This window comes from Vibrio nitrifigilis (assembly GCF_015686695.1).
Taxonomy (GTDB): domain Bacteria; phylum Pseudomonadota; class Gammaproteobacteria; order Enterobacterales; family Vibrionaceae; genus Vibrio; species Vibrio nitrifigilis.
This window is the reverse complement of record NZ_JADPMR010000001.1, coordinates 1,861,833-1,879,661: the sequence shown is the minus strand read 5'-3', so window position 1 is coordinate 1,879,661 and position 17,829 is coordinate 1,861,833. Positions and strand designations below refer to the sequence as shown.

At 43.5% G+C, this 17,829-nt stretch carries 19 protein-coding genes; 16 read left to right on the top strand and 3 right to left on the bottom strand.

The features are described from left to right. Positions 1–11 precede the first annotated feature (11 nt). The 4 genes from I1A42_RS08405 (at position 12) to I1A42_RS08390 (ending at position 4,252) form a co-directional block, all read left to right on the top strand. Positions 12–1,034, top strand: a complete 1,023-nt coding sequence (locus I1A42_RS08405; RefSeq protein WP_196123207.1) for a fumarylacetoacetate hydrolase family protein — start codon at positions 12–14, stop codon at positions 1,032–1,034. Further along, entirely contained in the window at positions 1,031–1,684 is a 654-nt protein-coding gene (gene maiA / locus I1A42_RS08400; RefSeq protein WP_196123206.1) for a maleylacetoacetate isomerase, read from the top strand. The genes I1A42_RS08405 and maiA overlap by 4 nt, the downstream gene beginning before the upstream one ends. Positions 1,685–1,814: 130 nt before the next feature. Then, on the top strand, positions 1,815–2,369 hold the full coding sequence (locus I1A42_RS08395; protein ID WP_161155793.1) for a DedA family protein: 555 nt from the start codon (positions 1,815–1,817) through the stop codon (positions 2,367–2,369). A 344-nt stretch (positions 2,370–2,713) separates the two neighbouring features. Continuing rightward, positions 2,714–4,252: a methyl-accepting chemotaxis protein gene (locus I1A42_RS08390; protein ID WP_161155794.1), complete on the top strand. Its 1,539-nt coding sequence runs from the start codon at positions 2,714–2,716 to the stop codon at positions 4,250–4,252. Here the strand turns inward: I1A42_RS08390 and I1A42_RS08385 are convergent. Next, a complete protein-coding gene (locus tag I1A42_RS08385) occupies positions 4,249–5,157 on the bottom strand; it encodes a LysR family transcriptional regulator (protein ID WP_196123205.1) in 909 nt (302 codons plus the stop codon). The genes I1A42_RS08390 and I1A42_RS08385 overlap by 4 nt on opposite strands. A gap of 108 nt (positions 5,158–5,265) precedes the next feature. On the opposite strand from I1A42_RS08385, the gene I1A42_RS08380 reads away from it, so the two are divergent. Beyond that, positions 5,266–5,766: a phenolic acid decarboxylase gene (locus I1A42_RS08380; protein WP_196123204.1), complete on the top strand. Its 501-nt coding sequence runs from the start codon at positions 5,266–5,268 to the stop codon at positions 5,764–5,766. A 131-nt stretch (positions 5,767–5,897) separates the two neighbouring features. Here the strand turns inward: I1A42_RS08380 and I1A42_RS08375 are convergent, their stop codons facing one another. Then, positions 5,898–6,608: a glycerophosphodiester phosphodiesterase family protein gene (locus I1A42_RS08375; protein WP_196123203.1), complete on the bottom strand. Its 711-nt coding sequence runs from the start codon at positions 6,606–6,608 to the stop codon at positions 5,898–5,900. A 284-nt stretch (positions 6,609–6,892) separates the two neighbouring features. Between I1A42_RS08375 and I1A42_RS08370 the strand changes: the two genes are divergently transcribed. Continuing rightward, positions 6,893–7,846: a lactate/malate family dehydrogenase gene (locus I1A42_RS08370; RefSeq protein ID WP_161155798.1), complete on the top strand. Its 954-nt coding sequence runs from the start codon at positions 6,893–6,895 to the stop codon at positions 7,844–7,846. Between the two features lie 100 nt (positions 7,847–7,946). Here I1A42_RS08370 and I1A42_RS08365 read toward each other — a convergent pair whose 3' ends face one another. Further along, on the bottom strand, positions 7,947–8,486 hold the full coding sequence (locus I1A42_RS08365; RefSeq protein ID WP_196123202.1) for a lipocalin family protein: 540 nt from the start codon (positions 8,484–8,486) through the stop codon (positions 7,947–7,949). Between the two features lie 183 nt (positions 8,487–8,669). Between I1A42_RS08365 and I1A42_RS08360 the strand changes: the two genes are divergently transcribed. From I1A42_RS08360 to I1A42_RS08315, 10 genes are all read left to right on the top strand, one after another. Next, positions 8,670–9,437 (top strand): DUF3450 domain-containing protein, encoded by a 768-nt coding sequence (locus tag I1A42_RS08360; RefSeq protein WP_408063528.1) that lies wholly within the window; start codon positions 8,670–8,672, stop codon positions 9,435–9,437. 4 nt (positions 9,438–9,441) lie between these two features. Then, complete coding sequence (locus I1A42_RS08355; RefSeq protein ID WP_408063527.1) at positions 9,442–10,803, top strand: MotA/TolQ/ExbB proton channel family protein; 1,362 nt, start codon at positions 9,442–9,444, stop codon at positions 10,801–10,803. A gap of 9 nt (positions 10,804–10,812) precedes the next feature. After that, entirely contained in the window at positions 10,813–11,358 is a 546-nt protein-coding gene (locus I1A42_RS08350) for a MotA/TolQ/ExbB proton channel family protein (RefSeq protein WP_161155802.1), read from the top strand. Further along, the gene (locus I1A42_RS08345; RefSeq protein ID WP_161155803.1) at positions 11,355–11,759 is read left to right on the top strand and encodes an ExbD/TolR family protein; all 405 of its coding nucleotides are present in this window, start codon (positions 11,355–11,357) and stop codon (positions 11,757–11,759) included. The genes I1A42_RS08350 and I1A42_RS08345 overlap by 4 nt, the downstream gene beginning before the upstream one ends. Further along, on the top strand, positions 11,759–12,388 hold the full coding sequence (locus I1A42_RS08340) for an energy transducer TonB (protein ID WP_161155804.1): 630 nt from the start codon (positions 11,759–11,761) through the stop codon (positions 12,386–12,388). Before I1A42_RS08345 ends, I1A42_RS08340 begins: the two co-directional genes overlap by 1 nt. Continuing rightward, positions 12,385–13,563, top strand: coding sequence for a tetratricopeptide repeat protein (locus I1A42_RS08335; protein WP_196123201.1), 1,179 nt, complete (start codon positions 12,385–12,387; stop codon positions 13,561–13,563). The genes I1A42_RS08340 and I1A42_RS08335 overlap by 4 nt, the downstream gene beginning before the upstream one ends. 77 nt (positions 13,564–13,640) lie before the next feature. Further along, positions 13,641–14,417, top strand: coding sequence for a siderophore ferric iron reductase (locus I1A42_RS08330; protein ID WP_196123200.1), 777 nt, complete (start codon positions 13,641–13,643; stop codon positions 14,415–14,417). Between the two features lie 193 nt (positions 14,418–14,610). Beyond that, positions 14,611–15,450 (top strand): patatin-like phospholipase family protein, encoded by an 840-nt coding sequence (locus tag I1A42_RS08325; RefSeq protein ID WP_408063526.1) that lies wholly within the window; start codon positions 14,611–14,613, stop codon positions 15,448–15,450. A 156-nt stretch (positions 15,451–15,606) separates the two neighbouring features. After that, positions 15,607–16,467: a DNA ligase gene (locus tag I1A42_RS08320; RefSeq protein WP_196123198.1), complete on the top strand. Its 861-nt coding sequence runs from the start codon at positions 15,607–15,609 to the stop codon at positions 16,465–16,467. Between the two features lie 132 nt (positions 16,468–16,599). After that, positions 16,600–17,811, top strand: coding sequence for a multidrug effflux MFS transporter (locus tag I1A42_RS08315; protein WP_456243418.1), 1,212 nt, complete (start codon positions 16,600–16,602; stop codon positions 17,809–17,811). Positions 17,812–17,829 lie beyond the last annotated feature (18 nt).

The following is a 17,829-nucleotide window of genomic DNA, read 5'->3' as shown; positions in this document are numbered from 1 at the left end:
TAGGAGAACTTATGAAATTGGCAACGTTGCAGTCCCATCAACGCGATGGTCAACTTGTGGTGGTAAGCCGTGATTTATCTCAGTACGTTGCGGTGCCTGGGATTGCTAACACCATGCAATATGCTCTTGATCACTGGTTGCAAGTCGAACCAGATTTAAAAGAGGTGTATCTGGGATTATGTTCAGGGAAACGTGCTGATGCTAAGCCATTTAATCAAGCGTTATGCCATTCTCCTTTACCGCGTGCTTATCATTGGGCAGACGGATCGGCTTATGTTAATCATGTTGAATTGGTGCGTAAGGCGCGCGGCGCACAGATGCCACCTAGCTTCTGGACCGATCCTCTAATGTATCAAGGGGGAAGTGACACGTTCTTAGCCCCACATGCGCCAATTGAAGTAAGAACAGAACAGTGGGGATTAGATTTTGAAGCTGAAGTGGCTGTTATTACCGGGGATGTACCTGTCGGGTGCAGTTCAAAAGAAGCGGCGCATTCGATCAAACTGGTGATGTTAGTTAACGATGTGTCTTTACGAAACCTTATACCTGGTGAATTAGCGAAAGGGTTTGGTTTTTATCAAGCCAAACCCTCTTCATCTTTCAGTCCGGTTGCCGTTACCTTGGATGAACTTGGTCCTGCATGGGATGGCACTAAGGTCGTTTTGCCTTTATTGAGTACTTACAACGGCCACTTATTTGGTCGACCCAATACTGGTGCCGATATGACGTTCAATTTCCCTCAACTGATTGCTCATGCTGCTAAAACACGCAGTTTAGTGGCAGGTACTATTATTGGTTCCGGTACGGTCTCTAATAAGCAACATCTAGACATGCCCACTGAAGTAGAAAAAGGTGGCGTTGGTTATTCTTGTATTGCGGAACGAAGAATGATCGAAATACTCAAATATGGTGAGGCGACAACGCAATTTATGCGCCATGGTGATGATATAAAAATTGAAATGTTCAATGCACAAGGTGAATCTATTTTTGGGGCGATTGAACAAACTGTTCACGTGGTAGGAGCCATTCCATGAGTGAGTTAACTTTATACAGTTACTGGCGTTCATCAGCATCTTATCGTGTGCGAATTGTGCTCAATCTCAAAGGGCTAGATTATGTACAGATGCCGATTAACATTTTAGGTGGCGCAACTGCCAAAAGTTTATTGAATTTCAAACAAATCAACCCAACCGAACTGGTTCCTGTGCTCATTGATGGTCCACTCGTACTCAATCAGAGTTTATCCATTATGCAATATTTGGATGAAACTTATCGCCAAGTTCCTTTGCTTCCCAACGATGTCGGTGAAAAATATCGTTTATTATCGATGGCGCAAGACATCACTTGTGATATCCATCCACTCAATAATTTGCGCGTCTTGCGCTACTTAGATTCAAACTTACGGGTGAGCCAAGATGAGAAAGGTGCGTGGTATCATCACTGGATTCAAGTGGGATTTGCCGCGTTAGAATCCCGTTTAAAGGAGACCGCAGGTAAGTACAGCTTTGGTGACGCTGTCACAATGTTGGACGCGTGTTTAGTTCCGCAAGTGTATAACGCGGAACGTTTTGATGTTGACCTTACACCTTATCCAATTATCCAGCGTATACAACAAGCGTTACGATCCGACCCTGCTTTTATAAAAGCATTGCCTGAAAATCAACCAGATGCGCGTCTTGTTTAGTATGAAGCGTGAAAAATAGCCCGATTATTCATAAGGTAAACACAAAACTCATGATTTCGACTCAATAAAGTGGCAGAATACCGACCACAGTGTTTTAAGGCTATCGATAGCCAGTTATTTGAGTGTCGTCATGTCTCTGCAGCAGTTAGTATCAGATTACGGATATATCGCCCTTGCCATTGGCACCTTCTTTGAAGGCGAAACCATTTTGGTGATTGGCGGCGTATTTGCCCACAAAGGGTTTTTGGATTTATTTTGGGTGATTGTCAGTGCCTTCTTGGGGACGCTATTTGGTGATCAATTGTATTATTTTATTGGTCGTATCAAAGGTCGTAGCTTTATCGAAAAACGACCAAAATGGCAGGCGAAATCAGAGCGTGTATTGACTCTACTCCATAAACACCAAGTGTGGCTTATCTTGGGGTTCCGCTTTCTTTACGGCATTCGAACGGTGACGCCATTTTTAATCGGCGCGAGTAATGTTCCACCAAAACGATTTATTGTTCTCAATATTATTGGTGCGTTAGTGTGGGCAATTGCAGTCGGCTCTTTAGGGTATGTCTTTGGTAATACAGTAGAAATTTTCTTACATAATATTAAACATTACGAGATGACCTTCTTTGCTGCATTATTGTTTTGCGCACTTGCTATTTGGTCATGGCGTCGTTGGAAGAGCAGCAAATAATAACGACGATACCCAAACGATTCCAAGAGGCACACATCAGAGCCTAGGCTTACGCGACTATATTTGCGTAGAAATAGTATCTTGAATGACACGGTATCATGACCGATGTTATGAAAAAGCGTGCAGGTGTTACCACTTGCGCGTTTTTGTATTTAAGTGGCCATAATCTATCAATCTCGACACTGTTATTGTAACGATAAATAGCGCTTCATATAAAAATTTGATGTACTGCACACCTCTAAAGGTGTAGCTCGTAAGGGGTACATTTTCTCATTTATTCATCATGCAAATTACAAACCCTTGATTACACTTATCTGTAGCGTCTAATAAGGGTGTAAGAATATATGAGTAACAGAAACCAACATGTGATAAATGAAGAAGTCACATTTGCTAAAGATTCAGAGTTAGTTTCTACAACCGACACTCGTGGCGTCATTACATACGCAAACGAAGAATTTTGTCAGGTGGCTGGATATACACTAGAAGAATTAGTGAACAAAAATCATAATGTAGTACGGCATCCCGACATGCCTAAAGAAGCCTTTAAGGATATGTGGGACCATTTGAAAACCGAGCAAAATTGGCGCGGCGCGGTTAAAAACCGTTGTAAAGATGGTCGGTATTACTGGGTCGATGCTTTTGTTACTCCCATCTATGAGCACGGGAAATTGGTCGGCTACCAGTCTGTTCGTCGCAACTTAACTCCAGCGATTCGTCAACGGGCAGAAACCGCTTACAAGAAGCTGATCGCGGGTAAACGGATTACGTCCCCTTTAGCGATGGGAGTCAGCGGTCGGTTAACATTGTCGGCGATCCTAAGCATTGTAGTTATTGCCCTGACGGTACTTTTTAATCCTTATATTTCAGTAATTCTTCCATTTCTATTTATTGCTTTATTTTATGGCGAAATTATTAAGCATGCTGGCTATAACGCTGAATTACAAAAAAACTACGATAGCATCTCACGTTATCTCTATTGTGATTTGCCAACCAATAATGCGGAATTTCATATTCGCATGCAAAAAGGTAAGGTCAAAACCATTATCGGTCGCACTTTAGATAGTGGACGTGAACTGTTGTCTAAAGTAAAACAGATGGAATCTTTGTCGAAGAACAGTCAAAAGGCCATTCAAATTCAAACCGAAGAGTTAGAAAAAATTTCAACGGCGGTTGAACAAATGGTAGCGACTATCCATGAAGTGGCGCGTAATAGTGCACAAACATCTGATCAGGTGCGTAATGCTTCAACATTGTGCCGAACAGTGATGAAAAATATCGATTCAACAGCAACGCGAGTCTCCTCCGTGGCGAGTGAAGTGAATAATTCCTCAGCGGCGACTGAGCTGTTAGCAGAAAAAATCGAACAAATCGGTTCGGTTATGAATGAGATTCAGGGCGTAGCAGAACAAACTAACTTGCTGGCGTTGAATGCGGCCATTGAAGCAGCGCGAGCTGGTGAGCAAGGGCGCGGATTTGCGGTGGTCGCTGATGAAGTTCGAGCGTTGAGTCAACGTACGCATAAAGCGACAGAGGGCATTCAATCTTCAATGAAAGATGTCGTCACTACATTAGCGACATTAAAAGAAACGATGCAAACTGGGGAGGCGGCCGCCACTCGATGTGTTGAAGATACTGAAAATACTAAATCAAGTGTCAGTGAACTGCGTGATGCGGTACAAGTTATTGATGATGCGGCTAACCAGATTTCTACCGCCGCAGAAGAGCAAAGTGTTGTTGCGAAAGAAATTAATGAAAACTTAACGACTATCAAAGATGCATCATCGCAAACCTTACACGATGCTACGACCGTGTATGATTTGGCTAATGATGTGCAGAAAAAAGCCGATATGCTGGCTAACTTGGGTATGTCATTTAAAGCTTAATCAAGGGGAGTATGGTGCTCCTCTTTGGGTAATATATTTTCAAGTAGGGCGTCCTCCAAAGCGTGTATCACGCTGTCATGGCGGGCGTCCTGATTTTTTATTAGGTATAGAGTTGAGTTTCTTAACATTTGTTGATCATCGAAAATAGGGCATAGGGTGCCATTGTCCAAATATTGATGAATTTCACTGATGGGAATCCAACCATACCCAAGTTGATTAATGATGGCGTCGACCGCTGAAGAAAGGGACGTGAAAAACCATGAGTCTTGATAACGATTATCTTCATCATTAGGCTGCTGATGATATTTATCGACAACCTGAATCATAGGGACACATTTTAATTTCGCTTCTCTTAAGTGAGAAGGTACTTGAAAAATAGGGTGTTCTTTATGTGCGACAGGTATCACTTCAACCGTCATCACCGCTGACTTGGTCACGGATAGATTCTCGGGAGCACTAATGATGTATAAATCGTCATTACCCTGATTAAGTAGCATCATACCTTCATCACGAACGGTTTCTTTCACATGCACATGAGTATTAGGAAACGCCAGATTAAAGCGTTTTAAACCATTAAACAGATCGCTTTTAGGGAATAGACTATCAACAACTAAGCTGATGACGGCACGCTCACCTTGTGTGAGTGCTTCTGCGCGTGCCTCTAAATCCCGCCACTGATCCAGAATAAATACGGCCTGCTCTAACAGGATTCGTCCTTGCTCAGTAAGAACGAGTTTACGTCCTTTCAAATTTAAAATTTCAAGCCCCAACCGCTGTTGCAGTTGTGATAGCTGGTAGCTAATGGCCGGTTGGCTTTTGAATGTCTGCTCAGCAGCTTTTGCAATACTGCCTTGCTCTACGACAGAGCGCAATACCTGCCATTGTTCGAGAGTGGTTTTTAACATATAAAATTTTTTAAAGTTATTATTCAAACATTACGAATTTTATATCTAATAATTTGATGTATAGTGATCAGCAACACAAAAATGAAACGAAATAATGAGGGATTTGATATGTTCGACATTAATGATTTAAGCGGTATCGTTGGTAAACACCTTGTCTACACTTATGACAACGGTTGGAACTATGAATTCTATTTCAAAAATGAAACCACAGCTGATTACCGTATTCACAGTGGTATCGTTGGTAACCGTTGGGTGAAAGATCAACGTGTTTACTTGGTTCGCGTTGCACAAGACGTATACAAAGTGTCTTGGACTGAACCTACTGGTACTGATGTAAGCTTGATTGCTAACTTAGCTGATAAAGTATTTCACGGTACTATTTTCTTCCCACGTTGGGTAATCAACGATCCTAAGAAAACCGTATGTTTCCAAAACGAACACATTGAACAAATGGAAGCTTACCGTGCAGAAGGTCCTGCATACCCAACTGAAGTGATTGATGAATTTGCGAAAATCACATTCGTACGTGATGCAGGCCGTGATAACGAAGAAGTGATCAACTGCCCAGCAAGTGAATTACCAGCAAACTTCCCAGAAAACTTAAAATAAGTTGAGGCTTGCTAACTCGATAGCGGTGATTTTATGTTGAGAATATGAGCTGTCGAGAATATAAGCTTTGCTGATTATGATAAGCGTCAGAGTGTTACTCTGGCGCTTTTGTTTTATTGGTGAATCGATCATTATAAAAATTGTGCTGGGTCATCACTGAAGATCGCATCAACTTGATCGAGAAGGGGAAAGTCCGAACCATCATTAACGGTATAACACCAGATCTGCCTGCCGGTCTGTTTGAGCTTATCTACGTGTTGCTGACGCAGTCTTTGGTAATTGGTGTGACAACTGAAAGCGTCGATTTCATCGAGAAGTGCGATATCGTGACGGGTGATACGACTGGTTAAAACGCCAAGAGGATAATTAGATAATTGCTGGTGCAACTCACGCATAATGGCGTGACTGAAACTTGAAAGTAGCAATTTACAGTGAGTTAAGTTGGCGCTAGCCAATTGGGCTTTGAGTAACTTAACCACGAGATTGACATCATGGTGCCGGTCAACCTTTACTTCTATATTTAAATTAAGATGGTGTTGATTGGCCATCTGTAACAACTCGCTGAGTGTTAATAAAGGCTCACCTGTAAACTGAGGAGCAAACCAGTATCCAAAATCATGCTGTGATAGCTCTGCAAAGGTATGGCGATCAATTCTTCCCCGACCGTCACTACAGCGATTAATGGTGTGATCGTGACAGACAACCAAGATGTTATCTTTTGTCGGCTGCACATCGACCTCAACCCAATTTAACCCTAAATCAATCGCAGCCTGAATACTCACACGAGTATTTTCTGGATAGTGGGCCGCAACGCCGCGATGGCCGACGATTGTCAGTGCCATACACACTCCTTAACCTATGAAATTGTCCGTATTAATAGCGTAGTTTACGCATAAATCTTAAGAAATATAGTCGCTTATACATCAATTTATTAAATGACGATAGTTGAGATTTATAAATGGATAACTGCACGATATTGGTGCAGTTGTATAGTGTATATGACCAACTTTGAGGCTAAATGTTTATATCATCCACTATTATAATGAAATTATGCGGTATTTTATTGGTATAGATTTTGCTGAAAAGAGTATGATGAATCCAATGGATTGTATAAGGATGAGTGACAATGAAAATAGGTATTATTGGTGCGGGCGCAGTTGGCGTAGGTATTTGTAATTACTTATTAACGTTAGGCAGTGTGAGTGAATTAGTATTATTAGATCAGGATTTGGCTCGTGCAGAAGGGGAAGTGTTTGATTTTCGCCACACCGCGGCGCTAACGTTCACAAAAAATACCCGTATTACGCCAAGTGATGACTATATGGATCTACTAGACGCAAATATTGTAGTCATTACTGCCGGAGCTCAGATCAAACAAGGCCAGAGCCGTATGGATTTGGCTGAAATTAACAGCAATATTGGGGTAGCTATTGCCAAGAAAGTCGAGCGTGTCGCGCCTAACGCCATTATTATTGTGGTAACTAATCCTTGTGACATTGTCACACATAGTATCGTTGCGAATACAGGATACACGCCCAGTAAAGTGATATCAGCGGGGTGTGTTGTCGATACGGCTAGATTAATGACAATCGTGGCGCAGCGTATTAACCTCGATCCGAAAAACGTATTTGGTTATGTCTTAGGTGAGCATGGCAGCCACTGTTTTACGCCGAAAAGCTTGATCAGTATTGCCGGTCAGCCTGCCGATTATTACTGTGATGCGAATGGTATTCCCCGTATTGATGCCGATGAGTTACTCGAGTCGGTTCGTCAGGCTGGATTTGAGATTTTTAAACGCAAAAATAATACCACGCACGGTATTGCCGCTTCGGTATTTCGTATAATCCAGGCAATTGTGATTAACGAACACTCTGTATTACCGGTTGGCACTTTGCTGCGTGGAGAATACGGATTGGATAATGTGGTAATGAGTTTACCCGTTGTTATTGGTAAAAACGGCGTAGAGAAAATACTCATTCACCCGTTTAGCGATGAAGAGCGCCAAATTATGGGGCAAATTGCCGACGAAATGCGCAGTAGCATGGCTCAGGTAGCAAAGGAAACGGGATTAAGTCTGTAAATCAAGCTGGGATAAAAATAGGGAAGGTTGAACACCTTCCCCGACATTTTTGCGTCTAAACTTGTTTTTGTTATATTTTGTTACTCAATAATTTAGCGTATTAAAGTAATGGGTTATCGGTCTGTTTGGGATAGATAAATTTGCTCGTGTCGAATCCCGCTTTTTGAGCAATCTCAAGCGCATGATCGAGCTTGTCTTTACTAATGGTTTTGGTACGAGACAACATCCAGAAATAGTCTTTATTGTAACTGGTCACAAGGGCTAGCGAGTAATCATCGGCAAGATAGAAGACCACGTAACTGCCATAGAAAGGACCAAAGAAAGAGACCTTAAGATGGGCAATGTCACTGGTGGTGACAAACTTGGCTTTCCCTACTGCTTGCGCCCACTGTTTTTCCTCAGTGTTCCAACCACGGTTAACCACATTCACGGTACCATCACTTTTTAAACGGTAAGTGGCTTGAATGTTACTCAAGCCGCGTTCAAAACTATGGTCTAAGCGTGCTATTTCATACCATGTACCGAGGTATTTGTTTAGGTCAAAGTTCGTCACGGGCTCAATATTATCTGGTTTCCCAGTGCATCCCCCAAGTATTACTGTCACTAATAATAGGGCGGCCATACGTTTTAATAACTGCATAATATCAACTCCTTTTTTACCCATTATTAACGTCATTGCTGCGTTTGCCAACAGTCGTGCTGTAAAGTACGTGAATTTATTGTGGTTACTACTAAAAGACGATAAAATTCGAAACAATGTTGATAATGAGAGTGTTTATCAATAACATGTCCGAATTCCTCACGCGGTAATTGATAACAAATGATGAAAATGATGAAACCTAGCTTAGTCCTGATTTCTTTGGCAGCGGCGATGCCTGTCTTTGCGAATTCCCTTGAGGACGCCAAATCAATCGAACACAACACCAATGTGTCTTCTGCGGTTAGCCAAAAGAAAGTGGATAAAAGTGCGCAAGCTTCTATTGAATTACGCGCTGAAGTCGAACACTTAAAAGAAGAAACAAAAAATCTTGAAGTGTATCGTGACCACTTAAAAGGCTTGGTAAGCAGTCAACATGACGAGATGAACAGCTTGAATGACCAAATTGCTGAGATCAAAACCACTCGTCAGGGCATAGTGCCACTCATGTACGATATGTTAGATGGTTTAGACGCTCTAATTAAACAAGATAAACCGGTTCGTCTTGAAACTCGTCAACAACGTCTTGCAAAACTCAAAGCATTGATGCCTCGTGCAGATGTATCTGATGCTGAAAAATTCCGTCGTATTCTTGAAGCGTATCAAATCGAGATGGACTACGGCACCAAACTTGGTACCTACCAAGGACGTATTGCTCTTTCACAAGATCAACAAGTCGAAGCGGATGTCCTGTATTTAGGCCGCGTGTCACTTGTAGCTCGTAACTTAAGCCAAACTCGTTACTGGAGTTGGAATGCGAAGCAAAACCAGTGGCAAGAATTAGATAGTGGTGAAAAAGAGAGCATTGATAAAGCATTTAAATTGGCCAACCAAGAAATTGCACCATCATTCTTAACGCTCCCGGTATCACTGACTAAAGCGGAGGCCAAATAACATGATCTCATTGAAAAAACTCGCAACAGCGGCTGCCGTGACTTTCGCCCTTTCAGGCACAGCATTACCAAGTTATGCCGCGGGTGATTTAACTACTAAAGCGCGCAGTGAAAATCAACAGCAGGCAGCGCACGACCGTTCCCGTGAAAACGATTTTAAAGCTCAAGAACGTTTATTGCGCAAGCAAAAAGCGGAGTTGACTGCACGCCGTGATGCGTTGCAAAAAGAAGCAGACCAACTTTCAGCGACCTTCAGTAAAAACGAAGATCAGCTAGCACGTCTTGAAGAAAAACTGCGTTTAGAAACTGGCTCGCTTGGCGAAATATTTGGCGTTGTGCGCCAAAATGCGAAAGAGCTGAAAAGTCATCTCGATGACTCAGTGACTGGTGCAGATGCGCAAAAATTTGCACCTGTTGTCGATGATATTGTCGCCGCCAAATCATTACCATCCATGAAACAGTTGGTGGGTTTATGGCATGCAATGGAAGAGCAGGTTAAGGCTAGCGGCCATATTGCACCAGTGAGCATTAACTACATCAATGGTGATGGTAAAACTGTTCAAGAAAAAGCGGTACGCCTCGGTACCTTTGGCTTGGTGACTGAGCAAGGTTACGTCAACTGGAATAACAAACGTAAAGATGCGATTGCTTATGATCGTCAACCAGCAGATGGACCAACATTATCGTCATTAAATAGCGTGTTACAGGGTGACGTTGATGATGTCGTACTAGACCCATCGCACGGCACATTGACACAACAGTTAGCATTAGAGCCAACACTGACTGATCGCTTAGAAGCGGGTGGTGCGGTAGGTAACATCATCATTGCATTATTGGTGATTGGCTTGATTATCGCTGGGTACCGCGGTGTCGTGTTGGCGATTGCACGTAAACAAATCAAACAGCAATTGAAAGATCCTAGTAATAAAACGGACAACCCACTTGGTCGTGTTCTGGCTGTTTACAGCAAAGAGAAAAACCTTACTGTTGAAGCGTTAGAGCTGCGTTTACTTGAAGCGGTTGTGGATGAGCAAACTCATTTGGAACGTGGTTTATCCATGCTTAAATTGTTGGCCGCGCTTGCACCAATGCTAGGTCTACTCGGTACGGTTACCGGTATGATTGAAACCTTCCAAGTGATCACGCAATTTGGTAACGGCGACCCTAAAGTGATGGCGGGCGGTATTTCGATGGCGCTTGTCACCACGGTGCTTGGTTTGGTGGCGGCAATGCCATTATTACTAAGCCACAACGTATTGAGTTCTCAAGCTGAAAGCATCCGCAATATCCTAGAAAAACAAGGTATTGGCTTGGTGGCTGAACAAGCTGAAAAAGAAAGTAACGCTAAGCAAGTTGCCACAGCGTAAGGATTTAACATGATTCATGCAGACTGGTTTTTTGCACTAAAGAACGCCATGTTACCGATCTCTGATTTTATGAATCAGGGTGGGGCGGTGCTTTGGTGGCTGGCTGCTGTTGTGGCGATTAGTTGGCTGTTAGTGATTGAGCGCGTGTTGTACATCGTGCTCAGTTTTCCTAAACAGAGCCAACATTGGATTGAACAATGGCAAGCTCGCCGAGATCATAGCTCTTGGTACGCGCAAGCAATTAAGCAAGGCTGGTTAAGCCAAGCACACGATGAGTTAATGAAAAACCTTAACTTTATCAAAGTACTCGTATCTATTTGTCCCATGCTTGGTTTACTTGGCACCGTAACCGGAATGATCTCTGTGTTCGATGTGATGGCGACGATGGGCAGTAGTGATCCTAAATTAATGGCATCTGGTATTTCGCTCGCAACCTTGCCCACCATGGCGGGAATGGTTGCCGCATTAGCGGGGATGTTTGCACATTCACGTTTAGCAAAAAAATGCCAACTCTCTGAAATAAAATTAGAAAAAGCTTTAAGGAGTCAACGATGAGACTCGGTCGACGTCAGTCAAAACAAGAAGAGGCGCAGATTGACCTTACTTCAATGTTGGATATTGTGTTCATCATGTTGATCTTCTTTATTGTAACTAGCTCATTTGTAAAAGAATCGGGTGTGGAAGTAAATCGTCCTACTGCCTCGCATGTCACGAGCCAGAAGAACGCAGGAATCTTTGTTGCTATTACTGCTGCAAACGACATTTATATTGATAAACAGAATGTAGATGTTGAGCGCGTTCAAGCAAGACTCGAACACTTGCGTACTGAGCAGCCAAAAGCGTCATTAGTCATTCAGGCTGATGAACATGCATATAACGGCACGGTTGTTAAAGTGATGGATGCAGCCAAAGGGGCAGGTATCAAAAATATTGCATTGGCAGCGGAGAAACGCTGATGCGCCGATTATTGATAGCCACTCCAATCGCGTTGGCCGTCTCTTTTATGCTGTTTGCATTTATGGCTTGGATGATCGACAACGGTTCTCATCGAGCGCCGAAAAAAACCGAGCCAGTGCGGTTTGATATGGTAATGATGGAGCAAGATCACGATGTGCAGCGTCGTCATCGTGCGGTGCCACCAAAGCCAGAAACGCCGCAGCAGCCAGAAAAAACGCTGACTCAACATCATCAAGCGACAACGCAGCAAGTCACGCAAAACGTTCAGGCGGCGAAAGTGCCTTCGTTGGGTTTGGATACCGGCATTAAAGGTATTGCCATTAAAGCGCCATCGTTTGGTGATTTGGGTACCAACCAACAAGCAATGCCACTGTATCGCGTGCAACCACAATATCCCGTGCGCGCACTGAAACGTGGTATTGAAGGTTTCGTGATTATGAAATTTACTATCGACGAAAGCGGTCATCCGACTGATATTGAAGTGGTAAAAGCGAATCCGCGCCATATGTTTGAACGGGAAGCAAGACGAGCACTAAGAAGCTGGAAATACCAGCCTAAGGTGGCTGACGGTAAAGCTGTCACTCAGCCAGGGCAAACCGTTAAATTGGAGTTTAAATTAGCCAAATGATTAAACAATTTATGACTTGTCTAATGCTCTTAGGGGTGACTTCAGTAGCCAGTGCCGCTGAACTGAGCCAATATGCCTCCTCTAAAGCGATGAAAGCGAATGAGTTGGCGAAAGATGGTAAGTATGACCAAGCGATTACGTTATTGAAAGATCATATGCCGACACGTGGCTATGATTTGGCGTATTTTGAACGTATGCTCGGCGTGTTCTACTGGCAAAGTGAGAAAATCAAACCGGCGATTCAAGAGCTAACGAAAGCGGTCGAGAGTAACGAGTTAAAAGACGATTCGGCATGGAGTACGCGGCGTATGCTTGCCGATCTGCTTTTGATGGATAAACAGTATAAGACTGCGTTACCACACTATTATGTGTTAGCGAAAACACTGCCAAAAACAGAGAAAGGTGACAAAATTTGGCTGCGTATTAGCCAAGTGCATTACCAACTCGGTCAGTGGAAACAAGTGCTTACCGCCATGCAGCGTTATGAATCTTACCACTTACCAGATAAAGTCGGCCCGTTATCATTAAAAGTAGGGGCGCAACTGCAGTTGGAGCAGTGGAATGCGGCAATTCCGACACTCAAACGTTTGATTACTATTGAGCCCAACCAGAAAAACTGGTGGATGCAGTTAGTGAGCCTAGAGATGCGCGTGAATAAACGTAAAGATGCGCTCGATACGTTGGCATTGGCACGTTTACAAGGATTGGATCTTGGTAAACAAGATTTGCATTTACTGGCTCAGCTCTATGCTCAAGCCGGTGTGCCTGAAAGAGCGGCACAAGTGATGCAACGCATTAAAGGCTTGAATTCCGACGTACAGTTAGTGACTGAGCAAGCCATTTATTGGCAGCGTGCTAAAGAGTGGAACGATGCGATTAAAACGTGGAAACTGGCTGCTCAATTAGATGGTAAGTACCACTGGAATGTTGCCCAGCTACTTTCTCAGCAAGGCGATTACAGTGAAGCGTTAGCAGAGCTTGATCGTGTGAAAGATCCAAAACGCAAAGCTGATGTTGCTCTTGCTCGTACCCGTGCATTGTATAAGTTAAACCGCTTAGATCATGCACTCAGTCAGGCAAAAACAGCGAATCGCATCGAACCGTCGGCAGAAGCGAAAAGTTGGATAAAATATCTGACTCAATTGAAGCAAGTGCAAAAAAGTCGCGCATCCTAACTGAAAAACGCGTTAATGGAATAGGGTAGCTTCTGGCTACCCTTATTTACCTTTCCCTGTTACCTAAGACGTTTATTATGGCCTTCCAACTATTTTCTATCATCGATCCTCGCTTTGAACTACTGTTCGAAAAAGCGCGATCAGTAACTCCATATCTTGATGGTAAAATCTGCAGTCCTGACAATAATGTCTTACTAAGCAGTCCTCAAAAACAGCCAGAAATAAGCGCATGGATCAAAGAACTCTATCAGGCTCTTGAGAGAAATCATCCTGAGGCCGGCAGCAGTTATTGGTTAACCAGAACGTGGGAAATCTTGTGTTGGCAGCCTATCTTTTTAAGTTTCATTGCGGTTTATGATTATGAACTCAATGCAGTGCCACCAATCAGCCAAATAGCGCAATACCGCGATGATACCTTTGTCACAGGTTACAGTTTTAAAAATGGCCAGTGGAAAACAAGCGATCATCAAGGCTTAATCCGCCATTGTGCACATGAACTTAATGTGCTGTTTGAGGGGTACCGTGAAGCGATGAGTGACTGGACCCGAATTCGTCCTGGTTTTACGCGTCACTTAATTGTTGATGCTATTTTGACGAACGTTGCTCGTTTGCGTGCGACCATCGATAACTTCAGCGATGATGACGTGATTCAAGAAGCGACTTATTGGCTGGAAGCGCTTGATCTACCGCTTAAACACCTTGATGTTTATAAACGCAAAGAAGGCACGGGCACACTGAGAATGGTGCGAGCGAGTTGCTGCCAAGATTATCGTCGTGATGGTGGGCATGTTTGTTGTAACTGCCCGCGTAAAGCGAGAAATAAATCGTTAGAACCGTATCATCACGTCGCATAACCTCCTTTAAACAGCAGATACCTAGTATCTGCTGTTTTTCTATCATCGATAGATTGCTTTACATCGTTGTATTCAATTGCAGTAATCAGTTTTTTCAATTTGTTGTTTGTCATATTAGCCGTTATCTTGGTGTTTATTATCAGTCATTTAATGAGTGTTACGTAACGTCATAGGGAGAGGAGTTATGGGGCAAATCACAAAAACAGCGTTAGTTGTTGAGGGCGGTGCCATGCGCGGTATTTTCGCCAGCGGTGTATTGGATGCTTTCATGGAGCAAGATTACCAGCCATTTGATCTGGCAATCGGTGTTTCCGCGGGGGCTTCAAATTTGGTCGGGTACTTAGCTCATCAACCTAAACGCAGTTTTGAAGTGATTACACGCCTAGCGACAAGCGCAGAATTTTTTAATTTACGCCGTTTTATTCATGGTGGTGATTTAGTCGATGTTCGTTGGCTAATCGATGCATCGAATCAACAATACCCAGTAGATACGCAGACGCTGTTTGATCACACTGAATTTTTGGCTGCGGCAACCAATGTTAATACGGGTCATGCTGATTATTACCGAATTAACTCAGACAATTTGGCCGATGTATTAGAAGCGACTCAGGCGCTGCCTATCGTGTATCGCCATACTCCTTGTTTCGCTGGAGATTGTTATACCGATGGTGGTGTCGCCGATTCTATTCCTGTACGTGAAGCGTATCGGCGTGGCGCGCGTGATATCACCGTAATTTTGTCGCACCCTGCCGATTACACGATGGGTAAGACTAAAAATGGTTGGTTGTTGCGATGTTTATTATCACGTCATCCCAAACTTGCTGATTCGTTGATGCATCGCGCTGAAAATTACAATGCATCGTTGGAGTTTATCCATCACCCACCAAAAGATGCCACTGTTCATGTGATCGCTCCTCCGAGCCATTTTGCGGTAAAACGCCTCACCATGAAAAAGCCAATTTTAGACGAAGGTTATCGAATGGGAGTTGTGGCTGGCCGAAATTGGCTCAGCCAAATTGTTGCTACTGAATAATCAATTGTTCGAGTGTTCTCTCAAGTTGAGTGCAAGCTACTTGGTGTTACGCTGACTTTTCTGAGGTATGCCGGGAGACGGTCTCTTACCATTTAGCGTGTGACGGTATGCTTTGTAACATTCCTGTATTTGTATCAACAGTTCAGGGAATACATTATGAGTTACAACGTCACGATGTTTGCAACAAGCGTTATCATACTCTCTCCAGTCCTAATCAGTGCTCATGCGCTTACTCTGGATGTTCCTAAGTTGACGTTAGCTAAAGACTATCAATCTGGGCTCGCGCTAAGAGATTATTGGGTCAGTGAAAAATACGATGGGATTCGCGCCTTATGGACAGGATCTGAGTTAGTGACTCGTTCTGGCAAGGTGATTCATGCCCCCAAGTGGTTTACGGACTCGATGCCGCCTGATCATCGCGTGGAAGGTGAACTTTGGGCGGGCCGTGGCCAATTCAATCAAGTGCAAAAAACCGTATTAGATGATCATCCCGATGAGCGGGCATGGAAAAACATTCGCTGGATGGTGTTTGATTTACCAGAACACGCGGGAGATTACACAATGCGTTATGCCGTGCTCAATCACTGGGTGCATTCTTTAAATAAACCGTTTGTTCAAGTTGTTGGTTACCGCACGTTTCAAGATGAGCAGGCACTGCGAGCATATCATCATAGTGTTGAACACAATGGGGCGGAAGGGGTGATGTTACGCCGGATCCGAGATTCCTATCAAAATGGGCGCAGTGAGAGTTTGTTGAAGCTGAAAAGTTATCAAGATGCAGAAGCGGTAGTAATTGGTTATAAGAAGGGTAACGGGCGGTTACGGGGCAAAGTAGGCGCATTGCGTGTGCGCAATGAAGCCGGGCACTTATTTTATATTGGCAGCGGTTTGACCGATGCTGAGCGAGAGTCGCCACCGGCTGTAGGTGCAACCATCACTTATCGGTATAACGGTGAAACCAGCACGGGTAAACCGCGTTTTGCTCGTTTTATGCGAGAACGACGAGATATAGAGTAGTGGTGCTATCGTTGCGCTCACTATAAAGCATAAGGTTCGAGACAAAAGTCTATTTGTATCAATCTATTTTTCTTAGATAGGAGTAGTATGGAAACGATTTCTCTTTCACGTCTAGTATAAGTTTTAACGTTTATGACTCAATCTCATTCACAATTCCAAACGGTGCTTGGAAAGAAAGGTATGCTGTTCTTTCTGGTCATCATCAGCGCGTTTCCTCCGCTTTCGATGGATCTTTATCTTCCTGCATTACCTGAAATGATTCATGTATTTAATACCACGCAAGCCATGGTTAACTTCACATTAAGCTGCTATTTCGTTACCTACGCGGTTGGGCTATTAATTTGGGGCCCGCTGAGCGAAAAGTTTGGCCGTAAGCCTATATTGCTCGTGGGTATTGTCGGTTATATGGTTGCGAGCATGTGTTGCTCCATGGCGGGGAATATTGAACAGTTGATCGGCTCGCGAGTGTTACAAGCATTCTTTGGTAGTGCGATTACCGTGGTTTCCACCGCGATTGTTAAAGATTTATACGATGGGCGTGAGCGTGAAAAAGTAATGGCGACGATTATGTCTCTGGTTACGATCGCCCCAATGGTTGCGCCAGTGCTTGGAGCGCTGATTTTGAAATTTGCTTCATGGCGCATTGTTTTTGTGGCTCTAACACTGTTTGGTGCATTTGCCGGTGTATTAACATTGTTGTATCGCGAAACGTTACGCAGCCGTTATCAGGGATCGATTTTTTATTCTTGGGGACGTTTAGGCGTGGTTATCAAAAATTATCGATTCTTTATTTTGTTGGTGATTTTCTCAATTACGCCAATGGCAATGATGGCATTTTTAGCTGCCGGTTCGTATATCTACATTACAGGGTTTGGCCTATCAGAGCAGCAATTTAGCTACATATTCGCTTTTAACGCATTGTGCGCTTCGTTCGGGCCAACTATTTATATTAAATTATCACGCCGCATTAAGGTTAAGAACCTAATTACCGGGAGTTTTATTCTTCTCTCTGCGACTGGAATATTCACTTTGTTAGTCGGTGGCTTATCGCCATTTATTTTCGCATTGGGGGCGGCATCAGCAACCTTATCTGTCATTGTGGTGCGCGTACCGGGTATGAACTTAATGCTGGATCAGCAAGATCAAGATACGGGCTCTGCCGTCGCATTAATTCAATTTTTTGGCATGATCTCTGGCTCTCTAGGGATGGTGTTGGTGTCGATTTCCCCTCATTCGCTGATTACTAATTTGGGTACGATTCAACTGGTGGTTGGCGTGGTGGGGCTATTGATGTGGTTAGCCACGCGTAATCGCTCGTTTGTTACCGATAAATTGCCCAAGTAATCTTAGGCAGTTTATTCA